The 18421-nt window shown below is 57.7% G+C and carries 19 protein-coding genes and 1 pseudogene; 9 read left to right on the top strand and 11 right to left on the bottom strand.

What is annotated here, in order from left to right; all coding sequences use genetic code 11:
* Positions 1–218 (top strand): hypothetical protein (locus tag ACIPIN_RS21835; protein ID WP_401121977.1); only part of this gene is annotated, 218 nt, incomplete at its 5' end.
* Entirely contained in the window at positions 191–541 is a 351-nt protein-coding gene (locus ACIPIN_RS21840) for a hypothetical protein (protein ID WP_401121979.1), read from the top strand. The genes ACIPIN_RS21835 and ACIPIN_RS21840, both read left to right, overlap by 28 nt.
* 405 nt (positions 542–946) lie before the next feature.
* Here ACIPIN_RS21840 and ACIPIN_RS21845 read toward each other — a convergent pair whose 3' ends face one another.
* Together ACIPIN_RS21845 and ACIPIN_RS21850 are read right to left on the bottom strand one after the other, a co-directional pair.
* Entirely contained in the window at positions 947–1882 is a 936-nt protein-coding gene (locus tag ACIPIN_RS21845; protein ID WP_401121982.1) for an alpha/beta hydrolase, read from the bottom strand.
* A gap of 244 nt (positions 1883–2126) precedes the next feature.
* Positions 2127–3326, bottom strand: coding sequence for an MFS transporter (locus ACIPIN_RS21850; RefSeq protein ID WP_401121984.1), 1200 nt, complete (start codon positions 3324–3326; stop codon positions 2127–2129).
* 237 nt (positions 3327–3563) lie between these two features.
* On the opposite strand from ACIPIN_RS21850, the gene ACIPIN_RS21855 reads away from it, so the two are divergent.
* A complete protein-coding gene (locus tag ACIPIN_RS21855) occupies positions 3564–4451 on the top strand; it encodes a LysR family transcriptional regulator (protein ID WP_401121987.1) in 888 nt (295 codons plus the stop codon).
* A 509-nt stretch (positions 4452–4960) separates the two neighbouring features.
* Entirely contained in the window at positions 4961–5644 is a 684-nt protein-coding gene (locus ACIPIN_RS21860) for a hypothetical protein (protein WP_401121989.1), read from the top strand.
* Between the two features lie 71 nt (positions 5645–5715).
* Here ACIPIN_RS21860 and ACIPIN_RS21865 read toward each other — a convergent pair whose 3' ends face one another.
* Complete coding sequence (locus tag ACIPIN_RS21865) at positions 5716–6411, bottom strand: epimerase (RefSeq protein ID WP_401121992.1); 696 nt, start codon at positions 6409–6411, stop codon at positions 5716–5718.
* Between the two features lie 338 nt (positions 6412–6749).
* On the opposite strand from ACIPIN_RS21865, the gene ACIPIN_RS21870 reads away from it, so the two are divergent.
* Positions 6750–7004, top strand: coding sequence for a DUF2790 domain-containing protein (locus tag ACIPIN_RS21870; protein ID WP_401121994.1), 255 nt, complete (start codon positions 6750–6752; stop codon positions 7002–7004).
* A 143-nt stretch (positions 7005–7147) separates the two neighbouring features.
* A pseudogene (locus ACIPIN_RS21875) lies at positions 7148–7234 on the top strand (DNA-binding response regulator); the annotation flags it as partial.
* Positions 7235–7258: 24 nt separating this feature from the next.
* On the opposite strand, the gene ACIPIN_RS21880 reads toward ACIPIN_RS21875, so the two are convergent.
* The 3 genes from ACIPIN_RS21880 to ACIPIN_RS21890 are packed head-to-tail and all read right to left on the bottom strand — an operon-like array spanning position 7259 to position 11404.
* Entirely contained in the window at positions 7259–8749 is a 1491-nt protein-coding gene (locus ACIPIN_RS21880) for an efflux transporter outer membrane subunit (RefSeq protein WP_401121997.1), read from the bottom strand.
* Between the two features lie 19 nt (positions 8750–8768).
* Positions 8769–10268, bottom strand: coding sequence for a DHA2 family efflux MFS transporter permease subunit (locus ACIPIN_RS21885; RefSeq protein WP_401122000.1), 1500 nt, complete (start codon positions 10266–10268; stop codon positions 8769–8771).
* Positions 10265–11404 carry an HlyD family secretion protein gene (locus tag ACIPIN_RS21890; RefSeq protein WP_401122002.1) on the bottom strand — a complete coding sequence of 380 codons (1140 nt, stop codon included), beginning with the start codon at positions 11402–11404 and terminating at the stop codon, positions 10265–10267. The genes ACIPIN_RS21885 and ACIPIN_RS21890 overlap by 4 nt, the downstream gene beginning before the upstream one ends.
* Positions 11405–11657: 253 nt before the next feature.
* Between ACIPIN_RS21890 and ACIPIN_RS21895 the strand changes: the two genes are divergently transcribed.
* Together ACIPIN_RS21895 and mug are read left to right on the top strand one after the other, a co-directional pair.
* Complete coding sequence (locus tag ACIPIN_RS21895; RefSeq protein WP_401122004.1) at positions 11658–12281, top strand: TetR/AcrR family transcriptional regulator; 624 nt, start codon at positions 11658–11660, stop codon at positions 12279–12281.
* A gap of 55 nt (positions 12282–12336) precedes the next feature.
* Positions 12337–12849 (top strand): G/U mismatch-specific DNA glycosylase, encoded by a 513-nt coding sequence (mug, locus tag ACIPIN_RS21900; protein WP_401122112.1) that lies wholly within the window; start codon positions 12337–12339, stop codon positions 12847–12849.
* A gap of 43 nt (positions 12850–12892) precedes the next feature.
* Here mug and ACIPIN_RS21905 read toward each other — a convergent pair whose 3' ends face one another.
* The 4 genes from ACIPIN_RS21905 to ACIPIN_RS21920 all read right to left on the bottom strand — a co-directional run bounded on the left by ACIPIN_RS21905 (position 12893) and on the right by ACIPIN_RS21920 (position 15795).
* Complete coding sequence (locus ACIPIN_RS21905; protein ID WP_401122006.1) at positions 12893–13981, bottom strand: NAD(P)H-dependent flavin oxidoreductase; 1089 nt, start codon at positions 13979–13981, stop codon at positions 12893–12895.
* Between the two features lie 193 nt (positions 13982–14174).
* On the bottom strand, positions 14175–14885 hold the full coding sequence (locus ACIPIN_RS21910; RefSeq protein ID WP_401122007.1) for an SDR family NAD(P)-dependent oxidoreductase: 711 nt from the start codon (positions 14883–14885) through the stop codon (positions 14175–14177).
* A gap of 41 nt (positions 14886–14926) precedes the next feature.
* Entirely contained in the window at positions 14927–15583 is a 657-nt protein-coding gene (locus ACIPIN_RS21915) for a DsbA family oxidoreductase (RefSeq protein WP_401122010.1), read from the bottom strand.
* On the bottom strand, positions 15580–15795 hold the full coding sequence (locus tag ACIPIN_RS21920; RefSeq protein ID WP_401122013.1) for a 4-oxalocrotonate tautomerase family protein: 216 nt from the start codon (positions 15793–15795) through the stop codon (positions 15580–15582). The genes ACIPIN_RS21915 and ACIPIN_RS21920 overlap by 4 nt, the downstream gene beginning before the upstream one ends.
* A gap of 156 nt (positions 15796–15951) precedes the next feature.
* Here ACIPIN_RS21920 and ACIPIN_RS21925 point away from each other — a divergent pair, with 156 nt between their 5' ends.
* Positions 15952–16872: a LysR family transcriptional regulator gene (locus tag ACIPIN_RS21925; protein ID WP_401122016.1), complete on the top strand. Its 921-nt coding sequence runs from the start codon at positions 15952–15954 to the stop codon at positions 16870–16872.
* Between the two features lie 262 nt (positions 16873–17134).
* Here the strand turns inward: ACIPIN_RS21925 and ACIPIN_RS21930 are convergent, their stop codons facing one another.
* On the bottom strand, positions 17135–18217 hold the full coding sequence (locus ACIPIN_RS21930) for an NAD(P)H-dependent flavin oxidoreductase (RefSeq protein ID WP_401122019.1): 1083 nt from the start codon (positions 18215–18217) through the stop codon (positions 17135–17137).
* Between the last annotated feature and the right edge of the window lie 204 nt (positions 18218–18421).

An 18421-nucleotide genomic window follows, 5' to 3' on the forward strand; every position in this document is an offset into this window, starting at 1 on the left:
AAGGGCATCCTGACCGTGCGTGGGCGCCAAAGCGTGAGAAAGGCCCTGGATTTGAAGGTGAAAGCCTCATCCAGCGTTTTTACACACTCTGGGCCGAAAACGGCCCTGCCTCCAGCGGCTATCCGTCTGAACCTCCGCAAGCTACTCCATCCATCGGCCGCTTGGCGCCATTAATGCTTCGGGATACTGCATGGAAGCTGTCGACACAAACCGCCTGAAGATCTGGCAAGCACTTTCAGAGTTTTTCCTCGATACCGAGATCACTGACGCAACCTTTGACTATGTCGCTCGCGTAGTCCTCGAAACCGGCTATTCACCACAAGAAATTCACAGCATCCTGTGGGGCGAAGTTTTCCCGGTGCTTGAAGGAAACCTCAGATCCATTGCTGGTGAATGGGCGGGATGGACGGATGATTGGTTGTTAGAGCATCTCTCGGTATGCGATACCTTTGCGACCAAGATGGGTGACAGCGGCATTATCAAGGAAATCAGTAGATGCTGGGGGCAAGTGGCAAACCGGCTCCCACCGGGGTATGCCTGAAAACCCACTTACGATCCAATGCTCCCGGTGGCGACATGCTCCTATCGGCCAGGAGGGGACATTTACCTTGAACTGGTCAGAGTTGAGTAGTCGTAGAAACCTCGCTCGCCACCACCACAGAACGTGCTGCTGCCCCCAGCATTTAGCGCCGCACTCTGGCGCAAGCGCTTGACCAGATCGGGATTGCTTATGAAGAGCTTGTCGAATGCCACCAGGTCGGCGGCGCCGCTGGCGATGGCATATGTTCCGCCAGGGCCTTGTCATAACTGTTGTTGACCATCCTGGTACCTTGGCCGACGCCCAACTCCTGCTGATGCTGTAGCAGCGCGAAGAGGCGGCCAATTCGGGGTCTGGCTTAGGTAAGTCGACGTATCCTCAAGTGAACCGCCCCATCCGGGAGGGGCTTCAGGAACCCTTTTTGGCTGCCGTTTTGACGTGACGGTGGAGGAAATCGACCTCTGCTCGCAGCACGTCGGCGAACCCTGCTCCGCCTTCGTAGACGTCGTAGTGACCACCGGCGCTTCGGAACAATTCAGCCCGCGGTGCCTTGCGGGCAACCTCGAGTGCGGCAGGCACCGGCGCAATGGTGTCTGCCTCGGGGACGACGAGCAGGAGGGGGACACGTACGGAGGCGGCGCGTCGCACGGGGCGACGCCACGAGAAACTAAGCAAAGACCGTGCGGCCACACGGTCGTGCCACCGCGTCCCATCCTTCGGCGTCATGAGCCTCTCCCCGAACAGGCCGTCCGGTGTGGCGCCGATGGACAGGTCCCCTGGTTTTCCGTGACCGGGGATGTAGATCGGTTGGCGACCGAAAACGGAGCCGAGGAGGTCGAGCAGTGCCAGCCCGAAGAGTCGAATCCCGGTCCTGGGCGGAGCCATCATCGCCGCGGCCAAGCCATCGGTGAGCGGGGCTTGAGCCACGGCCCCAGCCAGTCGAGTGTCGGAGGCAGCAAGTTCGACGACATGCATGCCGGCGAATGACGTGCCCCAAACAATGATCTGGCTCGGGTCGATGTGGGGCTGTTCAATTGCCCAGCCGATGACGGTGCTGTAGTCCTCGCGCTGGCGTGGGACGCAGAGCACTTCGCGCGGCTGTCCGCCGGAACCGCCAAAGTTGCGGTAGTCGAAGGCGATGGCGGCGAAACCCTCCTCGCGAAAGCGCTCGGCAAACGGAGCCAGTCCTCCCGCCTTGATGGCGCCGATACCGTGGGCCATCACCACGGCGGGATGGGGGCCGCTGCCCTCGGGCAGGTAGACCCACGCTTCGATCGCATCACCCGATGGCGTCGGAATCTGCACGGTGAGGCGCTTGGCGGAGGAGTTGTTGGGCGTCGTCATGGTCATTCCCTTTCAATCATTGCGGCTTCAGTCGCATGGAGGGGTGCCAGGCAGCGAGCCAGGACTCGGCCAACGGCTGTGCCGACGGCACCGACGCGCGGCTCATCGACTTGTCGGTAGGCCACGCGAGATAGGCCTGATAGGTCAAATAAATCGAACAGTGTGGTCATAAGTGCCTCACGTAAAAGAATGGAGATGGGAAAAATAGGGATTGCTTCGGTTTCACCCCTACCGCCCGGCCGCGTCATGCGGCAGGACCCACGACCGCGCGGTAGTCGCCTCCCCGGTTGCGCACCATCAGCAGCACCAACCCCAGTACCGAGACGACGGCACCGACCATACCCATGTAAGAAACGCCGACGGTACCGATGGTCACGCCGCCCAATACCGAGCCCAAGGCGATGCCGAAGTTGAAACCGGCGATGTTCAGGCCGGCCGCCACGCCATGGGCGTGCGGCGCATGCTGTTCGGCGATGCCGATCAGGCGCGCCTGCAAGGCCGGCACGGCAGCGAAGGTGAATAGGCCCAGCAATGCGACAAGTACGCCCATGGCAAGCGCCGAGGAGGCGAAAGCCCACATACCCAGCGCAACGAGGGCGATACCGCTGATCACGATCACGCTTGAACGATCCACGCCGATCCGGTCGGTCATCTTGCCGCCAATCACGTTGCCAATCGCGGCGAGCACGCCATAGATCAGCATGAAGATGCTGACCGTGGTGCCACTGACGTGGGTGACGTCCGTGAGCAGCGGTGCAATGTAGGTGTAGGCAGTGAACGAGCCGGCATAGCCCAGCACCGTGACGAGCGCAGCAACCAGCAAGGTCGGATGGAAGATCGCCTTCAGCGCCTGCCCGACCGAGTCGGCTCCAATGTGCCCTTGTTGCTTGGGTGGCTCCTTCATGCCCAGCAGCAGGCCGAGGAAGCCCAGTGCGCCGAACGCCGCGATCGCGCCGAGCACCGGACGCCAGGAGATCACGCCCCCAAGGTAGGTGCTGATCGGCACGCCAATCGCCATGGCAATGGTGAACCCCCCGAACACCACAGCCACGGCGCTGCCGGCCTTCTTCGGCCCGACGAGACGTGCCGCCGTGCTCGAGGCCACGGCGAGGAACAGGCCGTGGCCCATGCCGGCCACAAAGCGCGCAATCAGCAGTGTTGACAGGTTGGTGGCAATCGCCGCGAGCAGGCTGCCAACGGTGAAGACCAATACTGTCACCAGCATGGCTTGCTTGCGTGACCATCCGGCGGTCAAGGCGGTCAAGGCGGTCAGGACGGGCGCCGCGAAGGTCGCCCCCAATGCGTACAGGGTCACGGCGCTGCCGGCCTGTTCGATGTTGACATCCAAGCTTTGCGCCATGACATCGGTCAGGCCAATGGGAACAAACTCGGCAAGGCCCAGTGCGAAGGCACTGAGCGTAAAGATGTACACGATGAGTGGCATGAGAATCTCTCTCGATCATTCAGGAATGAACAGCCTTGGGCCGCAATTGCCATGAATCGTAGAGAAGGTCGATGGATATGAGGAATTATCATTTAATGGTCTATGGATAAATATATTTATGGCTGAGATACTTTCTTCATGCAGATCGGCCGGCGAACGGCGCTCCGGTGCCGAACAGGTCGCTATCGCCACCAGAACCTTCCGGGGGGCGTCGCCAGCAGCGGCGTGACACTATCCATGAGCCATCTTGATCATCTGCGCACATTTATCGAGGCTTACCGGCTGCAGTCGTTCTCCCGGGCGGCCGAATCCCTGGGCATGACACAACCCGCGGCATCCCTGCACATCCAGGCGCTGGAAGCTTTTGTGGCCAAGCCGTTGTTCGTGCGGCGTGCCCGTGGCGTCACGGCGACGGAAGCGGCTGACGAACTGGCGCGGGCGATCGGCCCGATGCTGGACGGGCTGGAGATGAGGATGGCCTCATACCGTCTGGGCGGTGAGATGGGTGGCACCGTGCATATCGCCGGGCCTTCCGACTTCATTTATTCCAAGATCGCGGCGGGACTGGCACCGCTGATGGCGCAGGGGTTTCAGATCCGCGTGCACACGGGCAACCGCGACCGCATCTACAGCCTCCTCAATGCCTCGACCGCGGACCTGGCCATCACCGCCTCCATGCCGGATGAGCATTCGCACGGATTCGCACGGCTGTTGACCGAGCGTTTTTTGCTCGTCCTCGCTCCGGAGATGGCCAAGCAATTGGGCAAGCGTCCGACTGCGGAAATGCTGGCGAAGCTCCCGCTTATCGCGTTCGATGAAGACCTGCCGCTGATTCGGCCGGTGTGGACCGCGCTGTTCCAGTTTGCGCCAACATTGCAGGCCGCGCTGACAATCGCCGACCTGCGCATCATTCAGGACCTGGTCGTGAAGGGGCACGGATGGAGCGTTCTACCGGATTACCAGTGCGCCGAGGCGCTGGAATCAGGCCGGTTGGTGTCGATCACTCCGAGTCAAGACGCCCCCACCAACAACCTGTATCTGGTTTGGAAAAAGACCGTTATGCGCAATCCACGCATCGTCCATGTGCGAGATTTCATTCTGGGAATGTTCGGTAGCAGCACATAAGAACGTATTTGCGGCTATTGGGCCTGTTTGCATAAAACAGCGCTTAAGGCACGAGGATCACGTTGGGTTACTGCCGATTTCCAAGGCTCCTTGTTAAGGTGGTCAGCAAAGAAACTGCTCCCACTGCGTAGCTACCATCTATCCATGGAACACCGAAGGACCGCTTTCGCCCCTAAGCGGTCGCTCGGCAAGGACTTCTTTCGGCCAGGAGCGGTCAGTCGCCCATACCGTTGCGTGGACGTTCAGGCGTCGGATCCGCCCAGTTAGCGGACTCCGACACAATAATGAAGAGCCTCAGGCCTAAAGATGCACGAGTGGTTGTAATGTTGAATGTCTGCGGTCCGGTGCAGTGTATCCAGACTCGGCGCCCATTCTGAAATCAGGGCTTTATTTGATGCGCGCTATGATGCAGTTTTTTTCGATCATGCCGATAACATTCTGGGATTCAGGTTTCGCTTATCTCTAGATGACCGTTCCCGAAAATTGATCCTGTGCAGAAGGAAATTAACGTGGGCGTAGCGCAAGCAGGAATCGCTTTTCGCTCAGGCGAAGAGAGCTTCACCCCGGAATTGGCCGTTGCGAGCCTTTTTGGGAAGTCTGTAAACAGATTATCGGCCCCCATTGACCGCTCCTTTGACAGCCGTCATGACCACCATGTTCTCGTACAGCAGTTTGGCGACATCTGGATCATCAGCAATCACGCGCTGGTTTGGCCCATTCTCGAAAACCCTGAACATGATCTTTGCGGCTTGCACGAAATACTTGATAAGCCGGCGTTGATGATTGCTTTCTGTCAGTACGACTCCGGCGACAGCTATGGTTATGCACTCATCGAAGACGGTGTTCTGACTCGATCACGACTTCAGGCCAGCGGATCTGACGTGCGGCTGTTCGGCGTAACAAAGCCATTCGAGCAAAAGTGGGAAACGGCTGAATTCTATTTGGATGAAGACGATTGCCCGGAAGAAGAGTGGCAAAAGGTCTATTACCTTGATGATCGCAAGGTGACTGTGCCGGAGTACTACTTGACCAGTCGTTTGGCGTACGAAGCGCTGACTGAAAATTTCGGCGTTTGCCCATGGGAGTCAGACCTAAAGCCGAATATCTGGTATTTGCAGCTGAATGAAGAGTCAGTCCAGTGTACTAGTGCACCAGGAATGAAAGTAAGAAAACCGTGGTGGAAAGTTTGGTAGCTCTCCAACAGACAGCCACACCATGAACCCGCTCTGTTTAAGACAATAAGATGGCACACCAACCGTTACAGTCAAACCCCAGGGCCGGACCTTTCACCTCGCGTCAGTTGGTAAATTTGCGCTGACTCAAGCACGGCTTCAGCGGTGCCATAGCGCGTAATCGATAGCATTGCTTGGCCAATTATCTCTGTGCTTAGCACCTTCTCGGGAAAGACATACCGCGCAAACGTGAGGAATGGCCCCGTCAGACGGTAAAAGAGTCGGTAAGACCTGGTCCTTGATGTCGCTCCGTGCAACGGCTGGATAACCGCGGGGCGCAGTACGTGCACTCGCTTAAATGGAAGACGAAGCAAACTGTTCTCCGTCATGCCGCGTACCCTGGCCCACATCGTTGAACTGTTTTCGGTGCTGTCGGCACCTGCTCCCGATACGTAAACGAATGTCGCTTCGGGATTGAGCTGGCAAAGACGCTGCGCAATGGCCACCGTCAAACGGTAAGTCACCTTCGTATACTGCTCCTCCGTCAAACCGGCAGCGGTGACGCCAAGGCAAAAAAAACATGCATCAACATCGCGCAAGTCATCGTCGCCCAAGGTGGACGGCTCTGCTGCGAAGTCTGGTCTTATCACTTGCTCAAGCTTGGCGTGCTGAATATCCAGAAGTGTTCGGCTGATCGAACGAACAGACTCGACATCCTGCGCGCCCAAACATTCGCGCAGGACGCCGCTACCGACCATACCAGATGCACCAAATATCAATATTTTCATGGAGATAAGCTGGCCTCGGTTATTTGGAATATTGCCCAGTTCACGTGTTGATTTCCAAGATCTTCCACACACCACGCTTGTGGACTCGCCCCTATCAGCGCGTTGCTCGACGAGGTAACGCCATTTCGCTCCTACCGGTGCTGATCAATCCAGCGCTGCAAAGCAGACTTGATCACCTCAGCGACATGCCGCTGGAGCACATCAGCCTTAGCCTTAGCTCGGACAAGATTGCATTACAACTTTGTAATTGTGCTGTTCGTCGGCTGTTTGAGTTGCCTTGTTACTGTGAACTCACTGCCAAACAACAGGCAGCCCACCGTAACCAGGGAGATACTGCCATGAAACTGTTCATGCTCGGGTTCGCCACCCTCCTCGCCACCGGTTCAGCCTTCGCCGATACCAGCGACACCTCGGCGGTGATCCACGACAAAACCGGCTTCTTCGTTCATCTGGACGTTGCGAAAGTCAAATCCATGACTGACATCTCGGACCAATGCGGCGTAATTCCGGCCCGTCTCGATTACCTGGATCATCAGGGGCGGGAACATGTGCTGGACTATCAGACTCAAGGACGTTGCACGAACGAAAACTGATGAGATGCTTTATGTACATGACTGTCCGAGAGCAGGCAATACGCAACACAACCTGATGATTGGGCTAAACTTGCGTGTAGCCTGCTCGCGGCTTTCAGGTCCGTTTTTTGTGGATCGAATACCGAAGAACCAAGGTAATTTTCATGAACATCCTTGTAGTGGAAGACGAGCCCAAGGCGGGCAATTACTTACTCAATGGTCTGCAGGAACAGGGATACCTAACGACACTAGACAAGTATTGAAAAACGCAGCTGCTATTGAAAGGAAGTTTTCCGCTCTTCGCGACTGGCCACTCTTTGCTCAAACGCACCGACGGAATTACCACCGAGTGCCACATACAGCCGCACCGTGTCGAGATACTGCGCCGTCTTCACTCTGATTCGGCCCAGTAACGCCTGCTCATAGGCACGTTCTGCCTCGAGCACCTGGAGAATGCTGTTCTCGCCTTGCGCGTAGGCTTGTTGGTTCAACCGAAAACTCGTTTCGGCCGCTCGTAACGCGTCCTCCTGCGCCAGATTTTCCTCAGCGTCATGATTGATTGCCTGCAGAGTGTCTGCGACCTGGCCGAACGAATTAATGACCGTCTGCTGGTAGCCGGCGAGAGTCGCCTTGTAGCCGTCGACTGCAGCCTGACGTTCAGCCTTGAGCGTTCCACCATCGAAGATCGGACCCGCCAGCCCCGCAGCCAAGCCCCAGAGTGCGGCGCCGCCATTGCCTGAAGCGGCCTGTGCAAGAGACGCGGACAGCGTTACATGGGGATAGAGGTTCGCTGTCGCGACTCCAACGGCGGCGCTGGCCATGTGCAGCTCAGCCTCTGCTTGCAGTACATCCGGCCGGCCGTGGGCCATTTCCGAGGGCAAGCTGACTGGCACGCTTGACGGCAAGACAAACTCGGCAAGATCGAAGTCAGGCGCGATCCAGTCCCCAGGACCTTTTCCCGTCAGAATCGACAGAGCGTGTCGTGCCGAATCACGCTGCTGAGCGAGGGGCGGCAACAGCGTGCGGTCCTGAGCGAGGCGCGTCTCGGCCAGCGAAACATCGATCTGCGTGATGCTGCCATTACTGTGCGCCATGCGCACGAGTTCGAGGTTCTTTGTGTCATTGGCAAGCAGCTTCTCGACGGCTTCCATCTGCGCGTTTGCAGAGGCAACCAACAACGCCTGGCTCGCAACATCGCCAGTCAGGGTCAGGTACGCCGCTTCGTATCGATGTTTCTGCAGATCGGTAAATGCTTCCTGCTGCTCGACTAGCCGCTTGTTACCGCCAAACGCGTCAAGGTCGAAACCGACCCGCGGCCCAATCGAATAGAAATTGGACACGGATGGCTCGGGCCCGTTGTGTACCCGTTGGCGGCCAGCCTGAGCACCAAAATCGACCTGCGGATAAAGTGCACCCTCCGCCGCGGAGACGGAGGATGCCGCTTGCCGGATCGTTGCATCCGCAGCCACGAGCTCAAGATTGCCGTCAATTGCCCGCCGTACAACCTTGTCGAGCTTCTTCGAGTGAAAGACAGACCACCAGTCACCGCTGACTTTTTTGCCAAGCTCAATGTGCTGCTCACCGAGCCTGTTACCGCTCTCGCCAAGACGCTGCTCGGCTTGTTGATCATAGTGCTGCGACAGGCTCGCCGGGGGCGTTTGATAGTCAGGGCCGACGGTACAGGCGGACAGGAACATAAGAGCCGACACCGCACCGACCGTCGTTTGGAACAAATGTCTGTTGATTACCAGCGCATTGGATTTCATTTGGCAGACTCCACGAAAACTAGTTGGTCGGAACGGGTTTGCGAAGAAACACAACCAGCGGGCTCACCACCAGCATCGCCAACATCAAAACCTTGAACTGGTCGATAAGTGCGATAAAAGCCGCCTGGCCGGTGATCATTTCGTTGAGCGCTCCAAGCGCTGGCAAGGACGCCGACGCCATCACCGAATGCGCAGCGGCGCGATAGGGCGTCAGATTGCTTGCCAGCGCCATGTGCATCGCTTGCGTATTGTTGAAGAAGAAGGTTTGCACGACCGCAACGCCGATCGTGCTCCCATAAACACGTGCCAGATTGAAAAGACCGGTACCTTCCGGGCGGAACTTGGGGTCGAGTGTGCTGAACGCCACCTTGGTGATCGACGGCATCAAGACACCGAGGCCGACACCCTGGATTGCACCGGCAATCGCCACGGGCGACCAGTCCATCCCAGGCGAATAACCGAGCATCAGCCAGTTGGCATAAACCACCACGGCTACGCCTGCCGCAACGAAGGGTCGACGGTCGATACGATCGGGAATGCGGCCCATCAGGATGAATGCACCTACGAGCCCTACACCTCGCGGTATCGTCAGGTAGCCTGTCGTGTTCGGAGGGAACCCCATCAGCTCATCCAACATCGGGGACGTCAGCGCCATCGTCGACAACAGCACGAAACCGAGTGCGAAAAAGATGATCGTCGACAGCACGAAGTTGCGGTCTCTGAACAAACTCTTGTTGAGGAAATGCACCTTCGCGGTCAGCACATGCACAACGAACAGGTAGAGCCCCGCCGTGCAGGCCAGCGCTTCCAGCCAGATCTCGGGCGAGGCAAACCACTCCAGGCGCTCACCGCGGTCGAGGAGCATTTGCAGTCCGATCATGCCTAGCGTGAAGGTGCCGAAGCCGAAGAAGTCAAAAGACGGACTTTTCTCGGCCTTTTTCTCCTGAAGCAAAAGCGTCACCACCAGGAAGATAAACGCCGATACCGGAAGGCTGATGTAGAAGATCGAGCGCCATTCGTAATGTTCGCTGATCCAACCACCGATACTCGGGCCGCTGACGATGCCGAAGAGCACAATGGCCGTCCACATCGAGCCAAATTTCGCACGCCGCGCAGGTGGCAGTGCCTCCATTGCAATGGCCATCGAGAGCGGTGCCAGCACGCCACTCGCGGCGCCTTGAATAATGCGCGCACCGACGAACTCCAGCGGGGTCGTTGCCTTTGTTGCGAGCAACAAGCCAAGGACGAAGAAGGCTATCGCGGCTTGATACACAACCTTCAAGCCATAGCGTCCGGCGAGCCACTGCGCAATTGGCAGGGTGATGGCGCTCGCAGCGAGGTATGAAGTGAATACCCAGCCAGCCTCGTCATCGGTCATCGACAAGGCGCCCTGAATAAACCTGAGTGCCGCATTCGGCAAAGGCAGGTTCGCAGACTGCATATAGGTCGCCAGCAGAGCCGCGAACCTTAGCGTGCGCGCACCCTCTCCCGCCGGGGCTCCAACAAGGTTGGCGTTCATCGGTCGGTACCTGCGGTTAACAGCGCCTTGAGCGGGTGCCACCAGGGCGTGCGATACCCGGTATCGACCTTGACCGTGGCGCTGGTACCCGAGAAAAGTGGCAGAGCAGGATCCACCTCATCGAGTTCGAGGCGGACCGGTACCCGCTGGACAACCTTGACCCAGTTACCGGTCGCATTTTCAGGCGGCAGCAGTGCGAAGTCCGATCCGGTACCAGGGCTCATGCTGGTAACGTGGGCTTTGAATACGTGATCAGGATACGTATCGATACTGATGGTTGCTTCCTGACCTCGACGCATATGGGTCACCTCCGTTTCGCGGAAGTTGGCTTCAACCCAAATCTGGCGATCAGATAGCAGAGCAAAGACTGGCGCACCGTTGTTGACATAGTTGCCCACCTGCAAATCGTCGACCTTGGCCACGATGCCATCGTCAGGCGCGTACACCGTCGCGTACGAGAGGTAAAGCTGTGCTTCGTCCAGTTGAGCCTTGGCTTCACGAACCGTCGGGTGGCTGTCGGCTTCGATGTTTGGATTGCCGTTCAATGCAACGACCGTACTGGCGATCTGCTGTTCGATTGACGCTATTCGTTGCCGCGCAACTTTAAGGTCCGTGTCTGCGCGCTCATAAATGGCGCGCGAGACGAACTCGGTAGCGACCAGCGCCTTCTTCCGGGCAAACTCCTTTTGGTCGAAATCGGCCGACTCTTTGGCCGATTGCAGTTCAGCCTGCTGCTGCCGGTAGCTGGCCTTGAGTCCATCGATGCGAAGCCGCGCGACGCTCAGCTGTGCTTCTGCACGGTTGACTGCGATCTGGAATGGCTCCGGGTTGATCCGAAACAGAATCTGGCCCTTGTGAACAGGCTGATTGTCCTCGACCGCGATTTCGACGACTTGTCCGGAAATGCGCGCGTTGATCGATGCCTTCGCCACCCGGGCGTAGGCGTTATCGGTCGAAACATAGGGCTCGCCCGCCACATAGTGTGCGTACCCAACCGCAGCGACGAGCACAGGGAAACCCACCATAAGCAGTGGTCGTAATTTCTCTTTGAGCGGTCTCCTGATGGGCGTGCCAGTCTGGTTCGGCCCTGGGTGCTCGAAGGTCTGCGAAGCTGGGATGTCGAACTGTTTAGTCATTTTCGAGTACACCTTTAACCGGGAAATCGGGTCCGCGAACATCGCCTGCGACCCTGATGTCAATAGTTGCTGTGAGGAATCAAGCCCGTGCGCGGTCAGGAGGATCGCTCCGCCGCACCTGTTTCGTCGCCGCAACACTCAGTTCGAGCTCCGCTACAACAAACCTTAAGCCAAGGAATTTCTGGTTCCTTAATTTTGTGCGATTGTGTAAGAATATCTCCCAACCAACCCGCACTCAAGGTTTTTGTACAACATGGCACAAAAAAAGATTACCGAGGGGAAAGGCCGAGGCCGCCCCCGTGCGTATGACCCGCAGACAGCGCTGCAGCAGGCGCTTGGTGTGTTCTGGAGCACCGGATACTCCGGCGCGTCTCTGGATAGCATCGCCACTGCCGCCGGAATGAACCGCCCGAGCCTCTATGCGGCATTCGGTGACAAGCACGCGCTCTATATCAAGGCGCTTGAGCAGTATTGGGAGTTTGCGGCTGCCGCCATGCATGAGGCGCTAACGGACAAGGATCTGACATTGACCGAGGCGTTGATGCGCTTCTACGAGGGGCAGTTGTCGATCTACTTCTCGGGTGAAGGCCAACCGCGTGGCTGCTTTGCGATCGGCACGGCGACTACCGAAGCCGTCGAGGATTCTGAAATACGAGAGGTTCTTTCGGATCGGCTCAGCAGGCTCGATGCCGATCTCGAAACGCGTCTGCAAGCAGCAATCGATTCCGGCGAGTTGAAAGGCGATGCCGACCCGGCAGCCCTTGCCGTACTCGCGTCATCCCTGCTGCATAGCATTTCGATACGTGCGCGGGCGGGCAAATCCCGCGCTGAATTGACGGAGCTTGCACGCGGTGCGGTAAGCGTAATCTGCGGATGAGACCGAACAGAGTGGATAATTGACCTCGGCACCTGCCGGGCTTGCGAGGTTTATGGTGGGTGAAAGACTCGAAGATATTGTTGCTGAGCATCTTGCGGTGATTTTTTGTGGCATTAATCCGGGAGTAACTGCCGCCGCCCAGGGACATCATTTTGCGGGCAGAGGCAATCGCTTCTGGCGCACACTCCATCTCGCCGGCTTTACGCCGGAGGAGGTGCGCCCGGAAAACGATCGGACAATCTTGCAGTATCAGTGTGGATTAACCGCAGTGGTTGAACGGCCTACGGCGCGAGCGGATCAGCTGTCTTTACATGAATTCATCGCTGCCGCTGCGGATTTTGAACAAAAGATCGAGCGCTATGCGCCACACTTTGTGGCTTTTCTCGGCAAAGCGGCGTATTGCGCATTATCCGGCCAACGAGAAATTACGTGGGGGCTTCAGGCAAAGACCTTTGGCAATGCCTCGGTATGGGTCCTGCCCAATCCTAGTGGGCGAAATCGCGCGTTCACGCTTGATCAACTGGTAGGCGCGTATCGCCAGCTCTATGTAGCGGCAGAATTGAAATGACAACGAGTTAGCCACGCATCGGCCGGGCTTGTTATATAGATGATCAGCTTCCAGAACCGCTGCAATAGCCCTCCTGCCTCAACTCCTGAACCAACACCTTCATCAATTTCGCCACTGGCATCGCCCGAGCCAATGGCGCTGCCTGCCCTGCCCATTGCGCGCCGTAACCTGCGTGTTTCGTGGTTTTGGCAGCGGCATTCAGCGCTTTGCCGGCGTCGTAGGCAATCGGATAGGCCGGGACCTCGTCCACCGTAACGTCAGCGCCCCAGCGGGTAAAGTCGTTGGCCAGGGACCGCGCCATGCGCCCGGATATAGCGCGAGTCATGGTGGTGTGATGGGCTGCGTCGCTGAACAGCGCCGCTCGATAGCCGGCATCGGCCAAGGATTCATCGCACACGACAAACGCCGTACCCAGTTGCGCGGCCGCAGCGCCCAAGTTTAATACAGCAGCAATGCCCGCGCCGTCCATTACCCCACCCGCCGCAATCACCGGCAGTTCAATGTGACGGGCGATCAACCGAGTCAGCGCCAATGTGCCCAGGCAATCATCCCGCGCATGAATATCGAACATCCCTCGATGACCGCCTGCCTCGTAGCCTTGCGCGACGATTGCCTGAACCCCACCTTTCGCCAGCACCCGCGCCTCAGCCAGGTTGGTCGCCGAACCCAGCAACACGATGCCGGCCTCACGCAAGGCACGAACCCGCTCTGGCGCAGGCAGACCGAAATGAAAACTCACGACCTTGGGCTTCTCTTCGATCAGCATGGCAAGCATGTCGTCGTCTTCAAGAAAGCTGCGGTAGATCTCGGTCAGTACAATCGGTGCCTCTGCACCGTACTGGGTAAACAGCGGTCGCAGCTTGTCGAGCCACGCAGCTTCGACTGCCGCGTCTACGCGGGCCGGTTCATGACAAAACACGTTGACGTTAAGCGAGCCACTGGAAAACTCTCGCACCGCGTTGATCATCGCCCGGGCACTGGCCGCGTTGATTGCACCCACTCCGATCGAACCGAGGCCGCCAGCATTCGCCACGGCAGCGGCCATAGCCGGCGAGGAAATCCCCGCCATCGGCGCTTGGATGATCGGCAGCTGAATATCGAGCAATTCTAAAAGCACCTGACTGGAAGTCATGGTTTGAATCCTTATGCGGTAGGGTTTTCGATCAGTCGAAATCCGTCGATACGAGGGCGTGCCTTGGGTGATTCGCTGGGAAGGTTTTTCGGAAGCCGCAGAGGTACTGTTCATGGCCGTAAACCCTTGAGCAGCGTGCCGCTGGAAAAGTGGCAGCGCCGTCGACGTTTATCGACGACGCTGCGGACCGGTCTTAGTGACCGGCGCTTTGACCGCCATCGACGTGCAGGATCTCGCCTGTGACGAAACCGGCGGAGTCCAGATACACGACGGCTTGGGCGATATCGCTGATCTCACCCATGTGCCCGACCGGGTGCAAACTCCCCAGCGCTTCATGGGTTTCTTCGCCATGCATCGGAGTTTTGATGATTCCGGGGCTGACCGCGTTCACACGGATGCCACGCTTGGCGTATTCGATGGCCAGGGACTTGGTCGCCGCGTTGAGGCCCCCTTTGGTCAACGACGCCAGTACCGAAGGCACGCCGTCGATGGCGTGGTCCGTCAGGCTGGTGGTGATGCTGACGACGTGGCCGCTGCCTTGTTTTTCCATCTCGGCGATGGCGAGTTGGGTGATGTAGAAGAAACCATTCAGGTTCACCGACAGCACAGCGGCGTAGTCCTCGTGGGTATACGCGGTAAACGGCTTGGCGACGAAGATCCCGGCGTTGTTGACCAGGGTATCGATACGGCCAAAACGTGCGATTGCTTCACGAATCACGCGCTCGGCGATCGCCGGGTCGCCGATGTCGCCCGCTACGGTGAGGATGTCCGGGTCGGTGGACGGTTTGATTGAACGCGAGGTGGCAACCACCCGGTAATCGAGATCACGGAAGGCTTTGACCATACCTGCGCCGAGACCTTGGGATGCGCCAGTAATAACAATGACTTTTTTCGAATTGCTCATGATGAACCTCTACTGAATATTGGGGTTTGAAAAGTGATCAATCAGGCTTCGGCTGGGGCCTGGGCCATTTGTCTCAGCATTTGTTCGTAGTACTCGACCGATTGCGAACCGGAAACCAGGTGACGACCGTTGAGGATCATGGCCGGTTCCGAATTGATGCCGTGCTCGCGGTAAAACGCTTCAAGCTCACGCACTTCGTTGGCAAACTCTCCGGACGCCAACACCTCACGCGAACGGGCCGCATCCAGCCCCGCTTCAGCGGCCAGACGCACCAGCGTCTCGCGATCACTCGGGTTCTGGCCGTCGGTGAAATAAGCGCGCAGCAAGCGTTTCTTGAGCTCGATCTGACGCCCTTCCTGCAACGCCCAAAACAACAGACGGTGAGCATCAAAGGTGTTGTAGAAGTGGCTGCGTTTTTCCAGTTCGAACTGGAACCCGATGGCCTGACCACGGGCCATCAGCATCTCTTTACCGGAGGCGACTTCCTCGGCGCTGCGCCCGTATTTGCGCATCATGTGCTTGACCGCGTTTTCGCCTTCGATCGGCATGTCCGGGTTCAACTCGAAGGGCTTGAAGGTCAGTTCGACCGGGACCTCACCGGCCAGGTTGTCGATGGCTTGCTCCAGTGCCGTCGCGCCCAAGGCGCACCACGGGCAGACCACATCGGAGACGAAATCGATGGTGACGGACTGAGTCATGACTGCCCCTCCGCCAGTTGTTTTCGGTATTGGGTGGTGGTGATCCCGGCATAGCCCCAGTTATCGGTGTCGACTTCTTCGATCACGATGTGGGTCAGGTCCGGGCGTTTGTTGAGAACCCGCTCCAGGGTTTCAGTGATTTCGGCGATCACCTGAGCTTTCTGCTCCGAAGTGACGCCGTCGCGGGTAATACGCACGTTGACGAAGGGCATGGCTGTACTCCTCAGATCAAATTAAACGGGAGGCGCACAGCCCCCCCGCGGTTACCAAGCGGGTTATTCCACGCTGTTGGACAGGACTATATTTGTGCTTGAAACACTGATAAATACGTTATATTGCACTTCACTTGATACATGGTGTAATCAATCATGCGACGCCAATTCGACGATGTTCTGCTGGGCAGCATCGAGCTGTTTTGCCTGGCGGCGGAGGTTGGCAGTTTCACTGGCGCAGCCCTGACGGCCGGAGTCACGCCGGCGGCGGTGAGCCGATCCATATCGCGCCTGGAGGAGCGCCTCGGTGCGCGGCTATTCGTGCGTACGACCCGGAGCATTCGCCTGACCGAGGGTGGCCGCGTTTACTACCGGCAATGTCGCAGTGCGCTGAATCAGATGGTCGAAGCCGAGCGTGAGCTGATGGGGCAGCAGCAGGTGCCCACCGGTATCTTGCGCATCAGCATCCCTACCACCTATGGGCATCACCGCATTTTGCCTTTGCTGCCAGAGTTCCGTCGGCGTCATCCTCAGGTGCAGGTGCACATTCATCTGAGTAACCGCAACATCGATTTCGTCGACGAAGGCTATGACATGGCCATCCGCGTGCGTGCCCAGCCGGATTCCGGTCTGGTTGCCCGGCACCTGGAAGACGCCGCGCTGGTGGTGGTGGCGACGCCCGAATACCTGGTCCGGGCCGGCGTACCGCAAAATCTCGACGATCTGGCGCGGCACGACTGCATCCAATACGAGCTGCCGAGCAACGGCCGACGCATCCCTTGGCTGTTCAACGACCAGGGCGCCCCCTGCGAAATTCTCGCCCAGAGTGCCTATGTCTGCTCGGACGACGTGCTGGGCGGCGTCACCCTCGCCAAGAACGGTGCCGGCCTGTTCCAGACCTACCGCTTTATTGTCGAGCGCGAGCTGGCGGATGGTACGTTGGTGGAGGTTTTGGCCGACTACGGCGGACGATCACGGCCGTTCAACCTGTTGTATCCACATGGGCGCCACGTGCCGCTGCGCCTAAGGGCGTTTATCGACTTTTTGATGGAGAAGCTGAAAGGTTGGAATGTCTGAGGGTTGCGGTGTGTCCTCATTGTCCACTTCACCTACTTTTTACTCTTGTCGACTCGGCCGGCTTGAAGACGTTGGCGACGATGTTCGTCCCCATGTTTCGGGCGCGATAAGTAACGCGTTCGATCAGCACACCCTTGTTGTTGGGGTATCTGAAATAGCAGAACCGGCGCATCAAACAGCTGCACATCCTCCGACCGTGCCGATCGGGCACGGCGGCGGATGACATGTAGCAGGTAAAACGGGCATGAAGATCTATGTCATCTCAAAAGGAACAGTATTTGCACAAAATCTTCGGAGTTTCTCTGACGAGTTCCTCCATCAACTCGCGCGCGCTGTCGTGACGAATCAGAGAAACGGATTGCCCTGCTGACAGAGAAACGAAATCATCGTGACCTTGAATCAACGCCGCTTTTCCGAGATTCCCCATGTACCAAGCCTGGACAGGATAAGGCGCGATTTTTGAGCTCCCGCCACTCATCTCGGAAGTCATTCTGTTTGGAAGGCTCCTCGCCAAGCGCCCAGTGAAGGCTTTCGTCAGCGTCGTGGATTCCGAATGACTTGCACATAGGGCTTTGCGATGCGGCAAACTCGCCGCTGACTCTTTGCAGGCAAGAAACGCAGTGCCTATCTGAACGCCGTGAGCCCCCAACGCCAAGGCTGCCGCCACACCGCGCGCATCCGCTACGCCACCGGCAGCGATTACGGGGATCCTCACCTGGTCGACGACCTGGGGAATCAAGGAAAAAGTGCCCGTAAGCGACTCTTCAGCCGGTCTCAAGAACGACCCTTTATGTCCACCGGCTTCGAACCCTGACGCAACAATGCAATCGACGCCCGCAGCTTCCAATGCTATTGCTTCCTGCGCAGTGGTTGCCGTCCCCATCGTCAAAATACCCAATGACTTGCAGGCAGCAATAATGGCGGCAGGCGGAATGCCGAAAACAAAACTGAAGACGGGTGGTTTGATTTCCAGCATTGCATCTAACTGCTCGCCCAGATCAGGGATAAAGCGCTCAGGCTTGGCCGAAACTTCCGTTCCAAGTTCCGCATAATACGGACGCAAAAGCTCACCTGCTTGATGAACGTCTTCGGGGCTTGATCCCATCTCTTCACCGTTAGACATCCAAAGGTTGATGGCAAACGGTTTACCCGTAGCAGTACGAATCCGCCGTGCCACTTCTATCATTTGTTCAGGCTCGAGTGACTGCATACCAAATGACCCTAAGCCTCCGGCATTGGATACAGTACTGACCAGTTCAACGGACGAGGGACCGCCACCAAAGGGACCTTGAACAATGGGAATCTTAATACCCAACAGTTTTGTTGCGGGCGTGTTGTACCACATCGACATCAACTCCGTTTACCGACGTATTCACCGTCGGGAAAGTTCATTTGGCTTGGACTACTTCTAATACGTGGACCTGTTCGGAGCGTCACTAGCGTAGAGGAAAACCGAGAAGCGCCGATGTTTTGCTGATCAACTTTAGAGCCAATTAATAGCGATTTCTGGCCATTTTCTGACGAGATAGCGAGACACTTATTAATCAGC

It is taken from the genome of Pseudomonas sp. NPDC087697 (assembly GCF_044743155.1).
Taxonomy (GTDB): domain Bacteria; phylum Pseudomonadota; class Gammaproteobacteria; order Pseudomonadales; family Pseudomonadaceae; genus Aquipseudomonas.

Excerpts from the sequence above, each read along its gene's own strand:
- ACIPIN_RS21840 (WP_401121979.1), top strand. The coding sequence starts at position 191 with ATGGAAGCTGTCGACACAAACCGCCTGAAGATCTGGCAAGCACTTTCA.
- ACIPIN_RS21845 (WP_401121982.1), bottom strand. The coding sequence starts at position 1,882 with ATGACGACGCCCAACAACTCCTCCGCCAAGCGCCTCACCGTGCAGATT.
- ACIPIN_RS21850 (WP_401121984.1), bottom strand. The coding sequence starts at position 3,326 with ATGCCACTCATCGTGTACATCTTTACGCTCAGTGCCTTCGCACTGGGC.
- ACIPIN_RS21855 (WP_401121987.1), top strand. The coding sequence starts at position 3,564 with ATGAGCCATCTTGATCATCTGCGCACATTTATCGAGGCTTACCGGCTG.
- ACIPIN_RS21865 (WP_401121992.1), bottom strand. The coding sequence starts at position 6,411 with ATGAAAATATTGATATTTGGTGCATCTGGTATGGTCGGTAGCGGCGTC.
- ACIPIN_RS21870 (WP_401121994.1), top strand. The coding sequence starts at position 6,750 with ATGAAACTGTTCATGCTCGGGTTCGCCACCCTCCTCGCCACCGGTTCA.
- ACIPIN_RS21880 (WP_401121997.1), bottom strand. The coding sequence starts at position 8,749 with ATGAAATCCAATGCGCTGGTAATCAACAGACATTTGTTCCAAACGACG.
- ACIPIN_RS21885 (WP_401122000.1), bottom strand. The coding sequence starts at position 10,268 with ATGAACGCCAACCTTGTTGGAGCCCCGGCGGGAGAGGGTGCGCGCACG.
- ACIPIN_RS21890 (WP_401122002.1), bottom strand. The coding sequence starts at position 11,404 with ATGACTAAACAGTTCGACATCCCAGCTTCGCAGACCTTCGAGCACCCA.
- ACIPIN_RS21895 (WP_401122004.1), top strand. The coding sequence starts at position 11,658 with ATGGCACAAAAAAAGATTACCGAGGGGAAAGGCCGAGGCCGCCCCCGT.
- ACIPIN_RS21905 (WP_401122006.1), bottom strand. The coding sequence starts at position 13,981 with ATGACTTCCAGTCAGGTGCTTTTAGAATTGCTCGATATTCAGCTGCCG.
- ACIPIN_RS21910 (WP_401122007.1), bottom strand. The coding sequence starts at position 14,885 with ATGAGCAATTCGAAAAAAGTCATTGTTATTACTGGCGCATCCCAAGGT.
- ACIPIN_RS21915 (WP_401122010.1), bottom strand. The coding sequence starts at position 15,583 with ATGACTCAGTCCGTCACCATCGATTTCGTCTCCGATGTGGTCTGCCCG.
- ACIPIN_RS21920 (WP_401122013.1), bottom strand. The coding sequence starts at position 15,795 with ATGCCCTTCGTCAACGTGCGTATTACCCGCGACGGCGTCACTTCGGAG.
- ACIPIN_RS21925 (WP_401122016.1), top strand. The coding sequence starts at position 15,952 with ATGCGACGCCAATTCGACGATGTTCTGCTGGGCAGCATCGAGCTGTTT.
- ACIPIN_RS21930 (WP_401122019.1), bottom strand. The coding sequence starts at position 18,217 with ATGTGGTACAACACGCCCGCAACAAAACTGTTGGGTATTAAGATTCCC.